Here is an 18,079-nt window from a genome sequence, read left to right on the forward strand (position 1 = left end):
GGGTGCGGGCCCGGGGTCCTCCCGTGGCGGCGGTCCGGGCATCGTCCCTTGTCGGGCGTGGGCATCGGCGCCCCCTAGCGGCGCGAGAACCCCAGCGCGCGAACCACCCGCGGGCGGCTCGCCTCCTCTTCCACCGCCGGGACCCGCTGCGACAGCTGGTGCGGATAGGCCTGGAACCACGCGTACGACAACACGAAGCCGAAGGCCAGGCAGATCATGCCGCCCACCGCGTCCAGCCAGAAGTGGTTCGCGGTGGCCACGATGACGACCAGCGTCAACGTCGGATAGAGCAGACCGAGGATCTTCGCCCACGGCGCCGACGCCAGCGCGAAAATGATGATGCCGCACCAGAGCGACCAGCCGATGTGCATCGACGGCATCGCTGCGTACTGGTTCGACATGTTCTTCAGGTTGCCCGAGGCCATCGAGCCCCAGGTGTGGTGGACCAGGACCGTGTCGATGAAGTCGTTGCCGTTCATCAGCCGAGGCGGCGCGAGCGGATACAGGTAGTAACCGACCAGCGCCACGCCTGTCGTGGCGAACAGGACAAGACGGGCAGCCGCATAGCGGCCCGGATGACTGCGGTAGAGCCACACCAGGACACCGATCGTCACAATGAAATGCAGCGTGGCGTAGTAGTAGTTCATCGAGACGATCAGCCATGTCACCGAATTCGCGGCGTGGTTGACCGATTGCTCCACTGCCATGCCGAGTGCCTGCTCGGCATCCCAGATCCAGTCCGCGTTGCGCAGTGCCTGTGCCTTCTGTTCCGGAACGGCATTGCGGACCAGCGAATACGTCCAGTAACTCACCGCGATCAGCAGGATTTCGAACCAGATCCGCGGGCGGCTGGGCGACCGTAGCTGTTGCAGCCGGCTGCGCGAAGGCGCTTCGGTGACCTCGTCCGCCATGGGTGACGGGGTGGCCGTCCGGCCTTCCATAGTCTTCACGGTCGATTCACCCATGGGACGAGAGTCTGCCAGATGCTGCCTCCACACTGATCATCCCCCGGTCTGGTCCTGTTTTCATTGTCTACACCTTAGGGACGACGGTCTCCACCGGGTCCCTGTGAGGGGCGCTGTACGGGCCCCGCGGCGGTCGATCCCCGTACCACCAGCTCCGGCATGAAGACGAATTCGCTGTGCGGAGCGGGAGTCCCGCCGATCTCCTCCAGGAGGGTGCGGACAGCGGCCTGTCCCATGGCCTGCACCGGCTGCCGGATGGTGGTCAGCGGCGGGTCCGTGAACGCTATGAGCGGGGAGTCGTCGAAGCCCACCACAGAGACATCGCGCGGCACATTCAGGCCCCGCCCACGCGCGGCCCGGATCGCGCCGAGCGCCATCATGTCGCTCGCGCACACCACTGCGGTGCACCCGAGCCCGATCAGGGCGCCCGCCGCGGCCTGGCCGCCTTCGAGGGTGTAGAGGGAGTGCTGGATCAGTTCCTCGGACTCCTCGGAGGCGAGACCGAGTCGGGCCTCCATGGCCTGCTGGAAGCCCTCGATCTTCCGCAGTACGGGAACGAAACGCTTCGGGCCGACCGCCAGGCCGATCCGGGTGTGGCCGAGTGAGACGAGATGGGTCACGGCGAGATGCATCGCGGCCCGGTCGTCGGGCGAGACGAAGGGGGCCTTCACCTTGGGCGAGAAGCCGCCCAGGAGGACATAGGGGACGCCCTGTCCGCGCAGCTGGTCGTAGCGCTGCATATCGGCGGTGGTGTCCGCGTGCAGGCCCGAGACGAAGATGATTCCGGAGACCCCGCGGTCCACCAGCATTTCGGTGAGCTCGTCCTCGGTGGAGCCGCCCGGGGTCTGGGTGGCAAGGACCGGGGTGTAGCCCTGCCGGGTCAGGGCCTGGCCGATGACCTGGGCGAGCGCCGGGAAGATCGGGTTGTCGAGCTCCGGTGTTATCAGGCCGACCAGGCCGGCGCTGCGCTGCTTCAGCCGCACGGGGCGCTCGTATCCGAGCACGTCGAGCGCGGCGAGTACGGATTCGCGGGTGGCCGCGGCCACACCGGGCTTGCCGTTGAGCACGCGGCTGACTGTGGCTTCGCTGACCCCCGCCTGGGCTGCGATGTCGGCAAGCCGTGCGGTCACGGGACTGGACCTTACCGGTCGCACGTCAGATTGCCCACCACGCACAGCAATCGGCCGGAATACGGGCTGTGTCACCCACCGGCTCCATGCTCTCGGAGGAGATCAGCAGCCGTCCCGGCAGCGGCAGTTCGATCTCCGATCCGGTGGTGTTGAGGGTGCAGACCAGGCCCGTACGGGACAGCGCGAGCAGCCCTTCGGGCCCCGGCAGCCACCGCATCGGGCCGCCCGGCAGCGCACGGCGCAGCGCCAGCGCCGAGCGGTAGAGCTCGAGCGTCGAGTACGGGTCGCCGGTCTGGGCCGCCACGGACAGCTCCCGCCAGCTGCGGGGCTGGGGCAGCCAGCTGGTTCCGGGGCCGAAGCCGTACGGCGGCTCCTGGCCGGACCACGGGATCGGCACCCGGCAGCCGTCGCGGAAGCCGTCCTGCCCTGCTGCCCGGAAGAAGGCGGGGTCCTGGCGCACCTCGTCCGGCAGGTCGGTGACCTCGGGCAGTCCGAGCTCCTCGCCCTGGTAGATGTATGTCGAACCGGGCAGCGCCAGCATGAGCAGCCCGGCCGCGCGGGCCCGGCGCAGACCCTGCTGACCGCCGCCGTAGCGGGTGGTGTGGCGGACCACGTCGTGGTTGGAGAGCACCCAGGTGGTCGGCGCCCCCACCGAGGCGGTGGCGGCCAGTGACTCGTCGATCACGCTGCGCATCGCCTCGGGGTCCCACGGGCACCGCAGAAACTGGAAGTTGAAGGCCTGGTGCAGCTCGTCGGGGCGTACGTACAGCGCGAGCCGGTCCGGGCTTGGGGCCCAGGCCTCGGCGACGCCGATCCGGTCGCCGGGGTAGGAGTCGAGGAGCCTGCGCCAGGAGCGGTGGATCTCGTGCACCCCGTCCTGGTCGAAGAAGGGCAGTGTCTGTGCGCCGATCAGCCTGGCCTGTTCCTTGTGGCCGATGTCCGGCAGGCCGGCCGCCTTGACCATGCCGTGCGCGACATCGATACGGAAGCCGTCGACGCCGAGGTCCAGCCAGAAACGCAGCACCGAGTCGAACTCCTCGTGCACCTCCTCGTTCTCCCAGTCGAGGTCGGGCTGCTCGGGCGCGAAGAGATGTAGGTACCACTCACCGTCCGGTGTCCGGGTCCAGGCGGGGCCGCCGAAGACCGACTCCCAGTCGTTGGGCGGCAGCTCGCCGGCAGGGCCCTTGCCTGGCCGGAAGTGGTAGCGCGCGCGGGCCGCTCCTCCGGCCAGGTCCGCGAGCGCGGCCCGGAACCAGGGGTGCTGGTCCGACGTGTGGTTGGGGACGACGTCCACGATCACCCTCAGGCCCAACTCGTGGGCGGTGCGTACGAGATCGTCCGCGTCGGCGAGATCCCCGAAGAGCGGGTCGACGGCCCGGTAGTCGGCGACGTCGTAGCCGCCGTCCGTCTGCGGGGAGGCGTAGAAGGGCGTGAGCCAGACGGCGTCGATGCCCAGCTGTGCGAGATACGGCAGACGCTGGGTGGCCCCGCGCAGATCGCCGATGCCGTCACCGTCGCTGTCGGCGAAGGAGCGCACGTACACCTGGTAGATGACGGCATCGCGCCACCAGCCCGGGCTCTCGGTGGAAGAGCTTGCAGGGTGCGGCCCTTCGGCGGCCGTGGGCGCCGGAAGGCCGATGGCGGCGGCGAGCTCGTGGGTCATATGGGGTCCCTCTCGTTACTGTCCGGGGCGGGGGGACGTACATCTAACGAGGTCAACGTGGGTGCGGGCCCGTAGTGACGGTGGGCTGGGGACCAAAATAACAGTCTATGCAAGGGCTTGCGAAGGTCTTTGCAACCCTCTGTGGAGTGCCCGCGAGTAGCGCAAGTGGTCCGCCGTCAAGCGATGCTATGGCAACCCTCAGGACACATGGATGTAACGATCCCTCGCTCTTGCAGAAAATTGCCGCAAGGTCTTTCGGCTCTCTTTCATCCTTGTTACGTTCCTGCCGAACCCGGCGCCGCGAGGGAGCGGTCGGCAGGGGGCCTGGTCGCCTCCGCCATCTCGGGCATCTCTGAAGGAGTTCACATGCGGCGTGGCATAGCGGCCACCGCGCTGGTAGCGGCACTGGCACTGGCAGCGACGGCGTGCGGTGGGGGCGACAGCGGTGACGAGGCCGCCGGCCCGGTCACCCTGACCTGGTGGGACACGTCCAACGCCACCAACGAAGCGCCGACGTACAAGGCGATGATCGCCGAGTTCGAGAAGGCGAACAAGGACATCAAGGTCAAGTACGTCAACGTCCCGTTCGACCAGGCGCAGAACAAGTTCCAGACCGCGGCCGGCAGCAAGGGCGCTCCCGACATCATCCGCGCCGAGGTCGGCTGGACCGCCTCGTGGGCGAAGTCGCAGTTCCTGGCCCCGCTGGACGGCACGGACGCGCTCAAGGACACCGGGGACATCACTCCCTCGCTGCTCAAGCAGGCCCAGTACCAGGGCAAGACCTACGGTGCGCCGTTCGTCACCGACTCCCTCGGCCTGATGTGGAACAAGGAGATCCTGAAGAAGGCCGGCTTCGACAAGGCGCCGACCACCTGGGACGAGGTCAAGAAGGTCTCCAAGGCGGTCAAGGAGAAGGCCGGAGTCGACGGCTTCCAGCTCCGCGCCGACGCCTACTTCGAGCTGCCCTACCTCTTCGGCGAGGGCACCGACATGGTCGACGCCGCCGCGAAGAAGATCACGGTCAACTCGCCCGAGGCCGTCAAGGCCGTCGACCAGAGCAAGGCTCTGCTCGCCTCGCCGGGTGTCGCCAAGCTCGATGTGACCGCCGACTCCTACGCCCACATGATGGACGCGTTCAACACCGGCAAGGTCGCGATGATCGTCCAGGGCCCGTGGGAGCTGACGAACATCTACAAGGGCGCCGCCTTCAAGGACAAGGCCAACCTCGGCATCTCCGGCGTCCCGGCCGGCTCCACCGGCAAGGCCGGCGCCCCGACCGGCGGCCACAACCTCGCCGTCTACGCCGGCTCCGACAAGGCGCACCAGGTCGCGGCCCAGAAGTTCGTCGGCTTCATGACCTCGGGTGAGACCCAGGCCAAGATCGCGCTGAAGAACGGCACCCTGCCGACCCGCACCTCCGCCTACACCGCCGAGGTCAAGGCCACCCCTGGCATCGCCGAGTTCCAGAGCATCCTCTCCGGCTCCGCCCGGCCCCGTCCGGAACTGCCCGAGTACAGCTCGCTCTTCGCCGACCTCGGCACCAACCTCACCGCGATCCTTCAGGGCAAGGTGAGCACCCAGAAGGGCCTCGACACCACCGCCGAGTCCTACAAGAAGCTGCTCAAGGACTTCTCCTAAGGCACCCACCGGCCGTCCGGACCGCTCCCGCACAGGGACGGGACGGACGGCCGCCCGTGGTGGTACGGCCCCGCCCCCGTTCGGGGCGGTCCGTACCACCACGCCGTACGCCCGCTCAAGAATCTGTCGTAAAGGTGTCGAAGATGACCGTCGCCGTCGAGGGCGGAAGCCGAAAGACCCAGCGTGGAAATGCACCGCGCCCCGGGCCGATGAGCCGTATCAGGCAGTCGTACAACCGGAATTGGTATGCCTGGGCGATGGTGGCCCCGGTCGTCGCGGTCATCGGCGTGCTGGTGCTCTACCCCCTGGGCCGCGGCATCTACCTGTCGCTGACCGATGCAGACAGCACCAACGTGGGCCGGACGATCGGCGTCAACAAGATCCCCGACAGCTTCTCGTGGGTGGGCTTCGACAACTACACGGAGATCCTCTCCGGCGGCGACCACCAGTTCTGGCCCCACTTCACCTGGACCATCGTCTGGACGATCGTCTGTGTGACCCTGCACTACGGGATCGGCCTGGGGCTCGCCCAGCTGCTGAACCGCAAGATGCGCGGCCGCACCTTCTACCGGATGGTCCTGATCCTGCCGTGGGCGGTGCCGACCTTTGTCACCGTCTTCGCCTGGCGGCTGATCCTCGCCGACGACGGCGGCGTCCTCAACATGGCTCTGGAATGGGCCCACTTGCCCACCCCGGCCTGGCTCAGTGAGCCCTTCTGGCAGAAGACCGCCGCCATCATGGTCAACACCTGGGTCGGCGTCCCCTTCATGATGGTCTCTCTTCTCGGCGGCCTGCAGTCGATCCCGCCCGAGCTCTACGAGGCCGCCGAGGTGGACGGCGCAACCCCCTGGCAGCGCTTCCGCTATGTGACGCTGCCCGGCCTGCGCTCGGTCAGCAGCACCGTCGTCCTGCTCGGCGTCATCTGGACCTTCAACCAGTTCGTCGTCATCTTCCTGCTGTTCGGCAACAACTCGGGCACCGAAGCCCAGATCCTCGTCACCTGGGCGTACCGCCTGGGCTTCGGACAGGACCCGCGCGACTACGCCGGCTCCGCCGCGTACGGCGTCATCATCCTGTCGATGCTCATCGTCTTCGCCTCCTTCTACCGGCGCTGGCTGGCCCGCAACGAGAAGGCCGTCTGACGGCCGCCCAGGCCGTCGAGCGACAGCACCAGCCATGACGAAAGAGAGGGCAGCCAACCCCATGAGCACCACAGCAGAACTTCCGGTCGCGGGAGCGGCAGAGGCGGCCGCCGCCGTCCCGCCCCGCAAGCGCCCCGCGGACAAGCGGCACCTCAAGCGCGGAGAGCGTCCCCGTTCCGCATCCGTGCTGATCCACACCGTGCTGATCATCGCGAGCTTCATCGCCGCCTTCCCGATCGGCTGGATCGCCTGGATCTCGCTCGGCCCGGACAAGACCGACTTCCTCCACCCCGGCAAGATCGCGGACAAGATCAGCTTCGAGAACTACACGACGGTCCTGAACGACACGTCGTTCCTCCAGTGGTTCGTCAACTCGCTGATCGTCGCGCTCGGCACCTGTCTGCTCGGCGTCTTCATCGCCGCCAGCTCCGGCTACGCGGTCTCCCGGATGCGCTTCCCCGGCCACCGCCAGCTGATGTGGACCTTCCTGGTCACCCAGATGTTCCCGGTCGCCATCCTCATGGTGCCGCTCTACAACATCCTGGCCAACCTGGGTCTGCTGGACACGTACTGGGCCCTGATCCTGGTCTACTGCACCACGGCGATCCCGTACTGCGCCTGGCTGCTCAAGGGGTACTTCGACACCATCCCCGCGGAGATCGACGAAGCCGGCCGGATCGACGGACTCACCCCGTTCGGCACCTTCTACCGGCTGATCCTGCCGCTCGCCCGGCCGGGCCTGGCGGTGGCCGCGTTCTACACCTTCCTCACCGCCTGGGCCGAGGTCGCCTATGCGTCGGTGTTCATGCTCAGCGACGACAAGTACACCCTCGCCATCGGCCTGACCACCTTCATCAGCGAACACGACACCCAGTGGGACCTGATGGCCGCGACCTCCGTGCTCATCGCCATCCCCGCGTCGCTGTTCTTCTATCTGGTCCAGCGCCACCTGGTCACCGGCCTCACCGCCGGCGCCGCCAAATCCTGACCCCCACGAACCGGGGCACCCGGCTGCCTGACCGGCCGGGTGCCCCTGCTGCCTGATGTTCCGCCCGAATCGCTGCACCGAGCCTCAGAGGGATCGAGAATGACCCAGTACCTGGCTGACGCCCATCACGCCGACCTGCCCGCGCATTGCGCGGACTGGTGGAGAGACGCCGTCATCTACCAGGTCTACCCCCGCAGCTTCGCCGACGGGAACGGCGACGGCATGGGCGACCTTCCGGGCATCCGCAGCCGGCTGCCGTACCTCAGGCAACTCGGCGTCGACGCCGTGTGGCTGAGCCCCTTCTACGCATCGCCGCAGGCCGACGCCGGCTACGACGTCGCCGACTACCGGGCCATCGACCCGATGTTCGGCACGCTCCTCGACGCCGACGCGCTGATCCGCGACGCGCACGACCTCGGGCTGCGCATCATCGTCGACCTGGTGCCCAACCACTCCTCCGACGCCCACGAATGGTTCAAGCGCGCGCTGGAGGAGGGCCCGGGATCCGCGCTGCGCGACCGCTACCACTTCCGTCCCGGCAAGGGCGCCGACGGCGAACTGCCGCCCAACGACTGGGAGTCCATCTTCGGCGGCCCCGCCTGGACCCGTACGCGGAACCCGGACGGCACCCCCGGCGACTGGTACCTGCATCTCTTCGCCCCCGAGCAGCCCGACTTCAACTGGGAACACCCGGCCGTCGCCGACGAGTTCCGCTCGATCCTGCGCTTCTGGCTCGACATGGGCGTCGACGGCTTCCGCATCGACGTCGCCCACGGCCTGGTCAAGGCGGCGGGTCTGCCCGACATCGGCGGCAGCGACCAGCTGAAGCTGCTGGGCAACGATGTCATGCCGTTCTTCGACCAGGACGGTGTCCACGAGATCTACCGCGCCTGGCGCACGATCCTGGACGAGTACCCGGGCGACCGCATCGCGGTGGCCGAGGCATGGACCCCCACCGTCGAGCGCACCGCCAACTACGTGCGCCCCGACGAGCTGCACCAGGCCTTCAACTTCCAGTACCTGGGCACCCACTGGGACGCGGCCGAGCTGCGCCGGGTCATCGACGCGTCGCTTGACGCCATGCGGCCCGTCGGCGCCCCGGCCACCTGGGTGCTCTCCAACCACGATGTGACCCGGCACGCCACCCGCTTCGCGGGCCCGTCGGCCGGCACCCAGATCCGTGAGGCCGGCGACCGTGAACTGGGTCTGCGGCGGGCCCGCGCCGCGACCCTGCTGATGCTGGCGCTGCCCGGATCCGCCTACCTCTACCAGGGCGAGGAGCTGGGACTTCCCGACGTCACCGACCTGCCCGACGAGGTCCGCCAGGACCCGGCGTTCGGCCGCACCGAGGGCCAGGACGGCTTCCGCGACGGCTGCCGGGTGCCGATCCCGTGGACCGCCGGCGGCCCTTCGTACGGCTTCGGTGCGGGCGGCAGCTGGCTGCCCCAGCCGGACAGCTGGGCCGGGCTCAGCGTCGAGGCGCAGACCGGCGACCCGGACTCGACCCTGGAGCTGTACCGCAGCGCCCTGGCGGCCCGCCGTGAGCACCCCGCGCTCGGCGCGGGCGACGCGGTCGAGTGGCTGGACGCCCCCGAGGGCGTGCTCGCCCTCCGGCGCCCGGGCGGCTTCGTCTGCACCGTCAACACGACGGGCGCGTCTGTACGGATACCGGCCCCCGGCCGTGTCCTGCTGGCGAGCAGCGCCGTGGAGCCGGCCGACGGCGAGGCCGAACTGCCCGCGGACAGCGCTGTGTGGTGGACGGTGTGACGATTTCCCCGTCACGGGTCGGCGCCGTCCAGTCCGGCGCCGCCCCGCGGCTCGCGGACATCGCGGCCCAGGCGTCGGTCAGCGAGGCGACCGCCAGCCGGGTCATGAACGGCAAACCGGGAGTGGCGAGCGGCACCCGTCAGCGGGTGCTCGCGGCGCTCGACGTGCTCGGATACGAGAGGCCCGTACGGCTGCGGCAGCGCAGCGCGGGCCTCATCGGCCTGCTGACCCCCGAGCTCACCAACCCGATCTTCCCCGCCTTCGCCCAGGCCGTCGAGCAGGTCCTGGCCGGGCACGGCTACACCCCGGTGCTCTGCACCCAGCTGCCGGGCGGTGCGACCGAGGACGAGCTGGTCGAACAGCTCCAGGAGAGCGGTGTCAACGGCATCGTGTTCCTTTCCGGGCAGCACTCCGACACCTCGGCCGATCACACCCGGTACGCCGAACTCGTGGACCGGGGAGTCCCGTTCGTCCTCATGAACGGCTACAGCGAACACATCAGCGCGCCGTGCGTCTCCTGCGACGACCGGGCGGCGATGCGGACGGCCGTGCACCATCTGGCCGAGCTGGGGCACGACCGGATCGGCCTCGCGATCGGCCCCCTCCGCTATGTGCCGGCCCACCGCAAGGCCGAGGGCTTCACCGACGGTCTCCGCTCCATCCTGGGCTACACCGCCGCGGCGGCCGAACAGTTGGTCCAGCGCTCGCTGTTCAGCGTCGAGGGTGGCCACGCGGCGGCCGGTGCGCTGCTGGACAAGGGGTGCACCGCCATCGTCTGCGGCAGCGACATGATGGCTCTCGGCGTGGTCCGGGCGGCCCGGGAGCGCGGACTCGATGTGCCCTACGACCTCTCGGTGGTCGGGTTCGACGACTCGCAGCTGGTGGCGTTCACGGATCCGCCGCTGACCACGCTCCGCCAGCCGGTGAAGGCGATGGCGGCCGCGGCGGTCGGCGCGCTGCTGGAGGAGCTGCAGGGAAGTCCCGTACAGAGCACGGAATATGTGTTCCAGCCCGAACTCGTGGTTCGGGGCACCACCGCGCAGGCACGCCGGTAGGCGCGTGACCGGACCGGCCGGCCGGGCGCGTGGGGCCCGGACCTGCCGGGCCCCCGGCCGACCGGCCCGGAGTCATGGTTGAACGTAACACCACTGCAAAACTTGCGAAAGGTCTTGCAGTTGGGAAACCGCAAGATTTCTGCGGCGCGACGAGAGTGTGTCCAAAGGGTTGACCCTGGGCCGGGGGGCTCGTACGGTCGCGACCGCAATAACTTTCTGCGTTCTTGCAGCAAGAACCGTCAGAGACATCATCGGAACCATCAAAGGCCTTACGGGCACGGCGCGTTGCCGGACAAGGCTGCACCGTCACCCGCACCTCCCCCCATGCAGGAGGAAACATGGCCGGCAGACCTCTTGCCGCGGCGCTCGCCCTTGTGGCGGGCGCGGCGGTGAGTGTGATTGCACCGGTGGGCCCCGCGCAGGCGGCCCCGCCGGGGGACAAGGACGTCACGGCTGTCCTTTTCGAGTGGAAGTTCTCGTCGGTCGCCAAGGCGTGCACCGACACCCTGGGCCCGGCCGGCTACGGCTATGTCCAGGTCTCCCCGCCCCAGGAGCACATCCAGGGCAGCCAGTGGTGGACCTCGTACCAGCCCGTCAGCTACAAGATCGCCGGACGGCTCGGCGACCGCGCCGCGTTCAGCAGCATGGTGAGCGCCTGTCACGCGGCGGGCGTCAAGGTCGTCGCCGACTCGGTGATCAACCACATGGCCTCGGCGGACGGGACCGGCACCGGAGGCTCGTCGTATACGAAGTACGGCTACCCGGGGATCTACTCCGGCGCCGACATGGACGACTGCCGATCGCAGATCACCAACTACCAGGACCGGGCGAACGTCCAGAACTGCGAGCTGGTCCAGCTCGCGGACCTGGACACCGGTGAGGACTACGTACGCGGACGCATCGCGGCCTATCTGAACGACCTTCTCTCGCTCGGCGTCGACGGCTTCCGCATCGACGCGGCCAAGCACATGCCGGCCGCCGACCTCGCCGACATCAAGTCACGTCTGTCGAACCCCGGCGTCTACTGGAAGCTGGAGGCGATCCACGGGGCGGGTGAGGCGGTCTCGCCGAGCGAGTACCTGGGGTCGGGGGATGTCCAGGAGTTCCGGTACGCCCGTGACCTCAAGCGGGTCTTCAACAACGAGAACCTCGCGTATCTGAAGAACTACGGCGAGGGGTGGGGGTACATGGAGTCGGGGAAGTCGGCGGTCTTCGTCGACAACCACGACACCGAGCGCGGCGGGGACACCCTCAACTACAAGGACGGCGCGAACTACACGCTGGGACACGTCTTCATGCTGGCGTGGCCGTACGGGTCGCCGGACGTCCACTCCGGCTACGAGTGGACCGACAAGGACGCCGGACCGCCGAACGGTGGCACCGTGGGGGCCTGTTACACCGACGGCTGGAAGTGCCAGCACGCCTGGCGCGAGATCGCGTCCATGGTGGCCTTCCGGAACACGGCGCGCGGTCAGGGCGTCGTGAACTGGTGGGACAACGGCGGCGACCAGATCGCCTTCGGGCGGGGCTCGAAGGCGTACGTCGCGATCAACCACGAGGCTTCGTCGCTGACCCGCACCTTCCAGACGTCGCTGCCGGCGGGCGACTACTGCGACGTGCAGTCGGGCAGAGGCGTGACGGTGAACGGCTCGGGCCAGTTCACGACGACACTCGGCGCGAACACGGCGGTGGCGCTGCATGTGAACGCCCGAAGCTGTGGGTCGAGTTCTGCGCAGGGCGCGTCCTTCAACGTCAGCGCGACGACGGTGCCCGGCGAGAACATCTACGTCACCGGCAACCAGTCGGCCCTCGGCAACTGGAACACGGGCAGCGCGCTGAAACTGGACCCGGGGAGCTATCCGGTGTGGAAGCTGGACGTCTCGCTGCCGGCCGGGACGGCGTTCGCGTACAAGTACCTCCGCAAGGACGCGTCGGGAACGGTCACGTGGGAGACGGGCGCGAACCGGACGGCGACGGTGCCGTTGTCCGGGACGGTGACCTTGTCGGACGCGTTCCGCACCTGACACCACGCCCGCGGTGCGGCCCTGACCCCGGGGGCTCCGCCCCGGACCCGCCCCCTACGCCCTGCGGGCGTGGGGGACTCCCAGCGCCTCAATCGCCGGCGGGGCTGAATATTCGGCCCTGACCTGGGGCTCCGCCCCAGTCTCCCCCAGACTTCGTCCGGGGGGACCCCCAAGGGGCTTGAGTTTCGGCCGGACGGGCGGAAATTCAAGCCCGTCCGGCGATTGAGGACATGCGGCCGAAGGTCGCATACGGGGTCTGGGGGCTTGCCCCAGTTACGGGAAGGGGCGGGGTGGGGGAACGCCCCGCGCAGCGGCTCCGCACTCGCACCCCGCCCTCGACACCAACACCTCCGCCCCACCCGAAGGAGAACCCACCGGTGACCCCCACCCCCCGCGTCAGCGCGGCCGGCATCGCCATAGGCACCGCCGCCGCCCTCCTCGCGGCGCTCATATCCGCCGGGCCGGCCGCCGGCACGCCCAGACCCCCCTCCCCGCCCTCCGACCGGGCGCTCGCAGCCACGCCCGCGCGGCACGATCTGACGCGGGAGCAGTTCTACTTCGTCCTGCCCGACCGGTTCGCCAACGGCGACACCTCCAACGACCGCGGCGGTCTCACCGGTTCGCGTCTCGAGACCGGCTACGACCCCACCGACAAGGGCTTCTACCAGGGCGGCGACCTCAAGGGCCTCACCCAGAAGCTGGACTACATCAAGGGCCTCGGCACCACCGCCATCTGGATGGCGCCCATCTTCAAGAACCGGCCCGTCCAGGGCACCGGCAAGGACGCGTCCGCCGCCTACCACGGGTACTGGATCACCGACTTCACCCAGGTCGACCCCCACTTCGGCACCAACGCCGACCTGGCAAAGCTGATCGACAAGGCCCACGACAAGGGCATGAAGGTCTTCTTCGACGTCATCACCAACCACACCGCCGACACCGTCGACTACGCCGAGAAGAAGTACGGCTACCGCCCCAAGGGCGCCTACCCGTATCTGGACAGGAGCGGCCGGCCCTTCGACGACCGCGAGCGGATCGGCACGGTCGACGCCGGCTCATTCCCGTACACCCCGACGGCCGGCGGCCAGAAGGTCCCCGCCTGGCTCAACGACCCGACGATGTACCACAACCGCGGCGACTCCACCTTCGCCGGCGAGAGCTCCGAGTACGGCGACTTCTCCGGCCTCGACGACCTCTGGACCGAGCGCCCCGAGGTCGTCAAGGGTATGCAGCAGATCTACGAGAAGTGGGTCCGGGACTTCGGCATCGACGGCTTCCGCATCGACACCGTCAAACATGTCGACATGGACTTCTGGACCCAGTGGGCGACCGCGCTGGACGCGTACGCGGCCGAGCGCGGCCGGGACGACTTCTTCATGTTCGGCGAGGTCTTCGCCGCGGACACGGCGATCACCTCGCCGTATGTGACCCGCGGCCGGCTGGACGCCACGCTCGACTTCCCCTTCCAGGACGCCGCCCGCGCCTACGTCTCGCAGGGTGCGCCCGCCGACAAGCTCGCCGCCGTCTTCGGCAACGACTACCGCTACACCACCGACAAGGCCAACGCCTATGAGCAGGTGACCTTCCTCGGCAACCACGACATGGGCCGCATCGGCACCTTCCTCAAGCAGGACAACCCAAAGGCCGACGACGCCGAGCTGCTGAAGCGCGCACGGCTCGCCAACGAGCTGATGTTCCTGGGCCGCGGCAACCCGGTGATCTACTACGGCGACGAGCAGGGCTTCACCGGCGCGGGCGGCGACAAGGACGCCCGCCAGAGCCTCTTCGCCTCGAAGACCGCCGACTATCTGGACGACGACCAGCTGGGCACGGACCGCACCCACGCCTCTGACGCGTACGACCCGGCGCACTCCGTCTACCGGTCGATCGCCGCGCTGTCGAAGCTCACCAAGGACCACCCGGCGCTGCGGAACGGCGTCCAGCAGGAGCGGTACGCCAAGGACTCGGTGTACGCCTTCTCCCGTACGGACGCAAAGGCGCGCACTGGGCCCATCGAGTATCTCGTCGCCGCCAACAACGGGACCGCGCCCAAGACGGTGACCCTGCCGGTGGACGCCGTGGACTTCCGTGTCCTGTACGGCGGTTCGGGCACCGTCCGCGCCACCGAAGGCAGGATCACGGTCACCGTGCCCGCGCTGTCGTCGGTGGTGCTCCGGGCCGCGAAGCCCCTGGCCGAGCCCGCCGCCAGGCCGACCGTGACCCTCGAGGCCCCCGCCGCCGGGGCCACCGGCACCGTCGAGATCACGGCGGACGTCACCGGCGGACAGCTGAACCGCGTCGTCTTCGCCGCCCAGACGGGCAACGGCAAGTGGCGCACTCTCGGCTCGGCCGACCATGCCCCGTACAAGGTCACCCAGTACATCGACCAGAAGGTGAAGGCCGGAACACTCCTGCGCTACAAGGCAGTTGTGGTGGACAGCGCGGGACGCACCGCGAGTGCTCTCGCTTCGACGACCGCCGGTCAGGCCCCGCCGCCCGAGAAGCCGGTGGCCGTCGAGCGCGACTACGCCGTCGTCCACTACACGCGGACCGGCGGCGACTACGACGGCTGGCAGCTCAAGTCCGGTGACACCGCGGCTTCCTTCACCGGGCGGGACGCCTACGGCGCCTTCGCCTGGGTCAAGCTCCCCGAGGGCGCCGCGACCGTCCCGTACACCGTTGAGAAGAACGGCACCGCGGACGGCCCGCAGCGCACCGTCGACCTCGCCCGCACCGGCGAGGTGTGGATCGAGCAGGGCAAGGACGGCCAGGCCGACCGCGTGCCCGACGGCGCCTACCCGCCGCAGGACAAGACCAAGGCCGTCCTCCACTACCACCGGGCCGACGGCGACTACGACGGCTGGGGTCTGCACACCTGGTCGGGCGCCGCGTCGCCGACCGACTGGTCCAAGCCGCTCCTGCCGGTGCGCAAGGACGCGTACGGAGTGACCTTCGAGGTGCCGCTGGCGGCCGGTGCGAACTCGCTCAGCTACATCGTCCACAAGGGTGACCAGAAGGACCTGCCGACCGACCAGTCACTGGACCTCGCGACGTACGGACACGAGGTCTGGCTGCTGGCGGGGCAGTCGAAGTATCTGCTGCCGCAGGCCGGCGGCGCACCCTCCCTCGACCTGGCCAAGGCGGAGGCCCAGTGGATCGACCGGGACACCGTCGTCTGGAAGGTGAAGGCCACCGACGCCACCAGCCAGCAGCTGGTGTACGCGAAGGACGGCGGGATCTCCGTCGTCGACGGGGCGCTGTCGGACGAGGGCCGCTGGCTGCGGCTCGCACCGTCCGCACTCAGTGACGCGCAGAAGGCCAAGTACCCCCATCTCAAGGACTATCCGGCCTTCACCGTCGACCCCCGCGACCGGGACAGGGTCCGTGAGTCCCTGCGCGGCCAGCTGATCGCCACCCAGCGCGCGGCCAATGGTGCGCTGCTCGCCGCCACCGGCGTACAGATCCCGGGTGTACTCGACGACCTGTACGACGCGACCGGAGCGAAGCTCGGGCCCGTCTTCGACAACCGCGGCCGCCCCACGCTCTCCCTCTGGGCTCCCACCGCTCAGTCCGTCTCCCTCGATCTCGACGGGAAGACGGTCGTGATGCGGCGGGACGGCGCGAGCGGCGTCTGGTCGGTCACCGGGCCGAAGAGCTGGGCCCGGAAGCCGTACCGCTTCACGGTGAAGGTCTGGGCACCCACCGTCCAGAAGGTCGTCACCAACAAGGTCACCGACCCGTACTCCACCGCCCTGACCACCGACTCCGCCCGCAGCCTGGTCGTCGACCTCGCCGACCCGAAGCTCGCACCCGCGGGCTGGGCCTCGACGAAGAAGCCCACGGCCGTGCCGCTGCGTGACGCGCAGATCCAGGAGCTGCACATCCGTGACTTCTCCGTCGCGGACGGCACATCGAACCACCCCGGCCAGTACCTCGCCTTCACCGACCGCGACTCGCAGGGCATGAAGCATCTGCGCGCGCTCGCCGCCTCCGGCACCTCCTACGTCCATCTGCTGCCGGCCTTCGACATCGGCACCATCCCGGAGAGGAAATCCGGCCAGTCCTCACCCGCCTGCGACTTGAAGGTGTACGCACCCGACTCCGACGAGCAGCAGGCCTGTATCGCCAAGGCCGCCGCGAAGGACGCGTACAACTGGGGGTACGACCCGCTGCACTACACCGTCCCCGAGGGTTCGTACGCCTCCGACCCGGAAGGGACCCGGCGTACGGTCGAATTCCGGCAGATGGTCCAGGCCCTGAACTCCAGCGGCCTGCGCACCGTCATGGACGTCGTCTACAACCACACCGTGGCGAGCGGCCAGGCCGACAAGTCCGTACTCGACAAGATCGTGCCCGGCTACTACCAGCGGCTGCTCGCCGACGGCGCCGTCGCCACCTCCACCTGCTGCGCCAACACCGCGCCCGAGAACGCCATGATGGGCAAGCTCGTCGTCGACTCGGTCGTCACCTGGGCCAAGGAGTACAAGGTCGACGGCTTCCGCTTCGACCTGATGGGCCACCACCCGAAGGCCAACATCCTCGCGGTGCGCGCAGCCCTCGACGAGCTGACCCCCGCCCGTGACGGCGTCGACGGCAAGAAGATCATTCTCTACGGGGAGGGCTGGAACTTCGGGGAGATCGCGGACGACGCCCGCTTCGTCCAGGCCACCCAGAAGAACATGGCAAGAACGGGAGTGGCGACCTTCTCCGACCGGGCCCGCGACGCGGTGCGCGGCGGCGGCCCCTTCGACGAGGACCCGGGCGTCCAGGGCTTCGCCTCTGGGCTCTACACCGACCCCAACTCCTCGTCGTCGAACGGCACCGAGGCCCAGCAGAAGGCCCGCCTTCTGCACTACCAGGACCTGATCAAGGTCGGTCTTACGGGCAACCTCGCCGCGTACACCTTCACCGACAGCTCCGGCCGCACCGTCAAGGGTTCCGAGGTCGACTACAACGGCGCCCCCGCCGGGTATGCCGCCGCTCCCGGCGACGCCCTCGCCTACGCGGACGCCCACGACAACGAATCCCTCTACGACGCTCTCGCCTTCAAGCTGCCGCGGGGCACGTCCCCGGCCGACCGCGCGCGTATGCAGGTGCTGGCGATGGCGACCGCGGCGCTCTCCCAGGGCCCCGCGCTCTCCCAGGCCGGGACGGACCTGCTCCGTTCCAAGTCCCTTGACCGCAATTCCTACGACAGTGGCGACTGGTTCAACACAGTCCACTGGGACTGCCGGGACGGCAACGGCTTCGGCCGCGGGCTGCCGCCGGAGGCGGACAACAAGGCCAAGTGGCCCTATGCCAAGCCTCTGTTGACGGCCGCATCGCTCACGGTGGGCTGTCCGCAGATCAACGGCGCGTCGGCCGCCTACCGTGATCTGCTCACCATCCGCGCCACTGAGCAGGCATTCAGCCTGGCCACGGCGGGCGAGGTGCAGTCCGCGGTCTCCTTCCCGCTCTCCGGGAAGGACGAGACACCGGGCGTGATCACCATGCGGGCCGGGGATCTGGTCGTCGTCTTCAACGCGACGCCCGAGCAGCAGACCCAGCGGGTCCCGGAACTGGCCGGGAAGCCGTACGCCCTGCACCGCGTCCAGGCCGCGGGCGCGGACACTACCACCAAGGCATCGTCGTACGAAGGGAGTTCAGGCAGCTTCACCGTCCCGGCGCGCACCGTCGCAGTCTTCACCCGGGGCTGACCATCGCGCGA

At 69.0% G+C, this 18,079-nt stretch carries 10 protein-coding genes; 7 read left to right on the top strand and 3 right to left on the bottom strand.

The annotated features are described in order from the left end of the window. Positions 1-74 precede the first annotated feature (74 nt). From ACH492_RS17775 to ACH492_RS17785, 3 genes are all read right to left on the bottom strand, one after another. Positions 75-965 (bottom strand): phosphatase PAP2 family protein, encoded by an 891-nt coding sequence (locus ACH492_RS17775; RefSeq protein ID WP_398987535.1) that lies wholly within the window; start codon positions 963-965, stop codon positions 75-77. Between the two features lie 74 nt (positions 966-1,039). Continuing rightward, on the bottom strand, positions 1,040-2,095 hold the full coding sequence (locus tag ACH492_RS17780) for a LacI family DNA-binding transcriptional regulator (protein WP_398987537.1): 1,056 nt from the start codon (positions 2,093-2,095) through the stop codon (positions 1,040-1,042). Positions 2,096-2,120: 25 nt separating this feature from the next. Continuing rightward, positions 2,121-3,758: a glycoside hydrolase family 13 protein gene (locus ACH492_RS17785; protein WP_398987540.1), complete on the bottom strand. Its 1,638-nt coding sequence runs from the start codon at positions 3,756-3,758 to the stop codon at positions 2,121-2,123. A 366-nt stretch (positions 3,759-4,124) separates the two neighbouring features. Between ACH492_RS17785 and ACH492_RS17790 the strand changes: the two genes are divergently transcribed. From ACH492_RS17790 to pulA, 7 genes are all read left to right on the top strand, one after another. After that, complete coding sequence (locus ACH492_RS17790) at positions 4,125-5,396, top strand: extracellular solute-binding protein (RefSeq protein ID WP_398987542.1); 1,272 nt, start codon at positions 4,125-4,127, stop codon at positions 5,394-5,396. A 143-nt stretch (positions 5,397-5,539) separates the two neighbouring features. Further along, complete coding sequence (locus tag ACH492_RS17795) at positions 5,540-6,538, top strand: carbohydrate ABC transporter permease (RefSeq protein WP_398987544.1); 999 nt, start codon at positions 5,540-5,542, stop codon at positions 6,536-6,538. Between the two features lie 61 nt (positions 6,539-6,599). Further along, the gene (locus tag ACH492_RS17800; RefSeq protein WP_398987546.1) at positions 6,600-7,526 is read left to right on the top strand and encodes a sugar ABC transporter permease; all 927 of its coding nucleotides are present in this window, start codon (positions 6,600-6,602) and stop codon (positions 7,524-7,526) included. 99 nt (positions 7,527-7,625) lie between these two features. Beyond that, complete coding sequence (locus tag ACH492_RS17805; protein ID WP_398987548.1) at positions 7,626-9,293, top strand: glycoside hydrolase family 13 protein; 1,668 nt, start codon at positions 7,626-7,628, stop codon at positions 9,291-9,293. Beyond that, on the top strand, positions 9,278-10,348 hold the full coding sequence (locus ACH492_RS17810; RefSeq protein WP_398987550.1) for a LacI family DNA-binding transcriptional regulator: 1,071 nt from the start codon (positions 9,278-9,280) through the stop codon (positions 10,346-10,348). Before ACH492_RS17805 ends, ACH492_RS17810 begins: the two co-directional genes overlap by 16 nt. Before the next feature lie 338 nt (positions 10,349-10,686). Next, complete coding sequence (locus tag ACH492_RS17815) at positions 10,687-12,372, top strand: carbohydrate-binding module family 20 domain-containing protein (RefSeq protein ID WP_398987552.1); 1,686 nt, start codon at positions 10,687-10,689, stop codon at positions 12,370-12,372. A 377-nt stretch (positions 12,373-12,749) separates the two neighbouring features. Further along, positions 12,750-18,068 carry a pullulanase-type alpha-1,6-glucosidase gene (gene pulA, locus ACH492_RS17820; RefSeq protein WP_398987554.1) on the top strand — a complete coding sequence of 1,773 codons (5,319 nt, stop codon included), beginning with the start codon at positions 12,750-12,752 and terminating at the stop codon, positions 18,066-18,068. Positions 18,069-18,079 lie beyond the last annotated feature (11 nt).

The sequence above is a fragment of the Streptomyces sp. NPDC019443 genome (assembly GCF_044389785.1).
Taxonomy (GTDB): Bacteria; Actinomycetota; Actinomycetes; order Streptomycetales; family Streptomycetaceae; genus Streptomyces.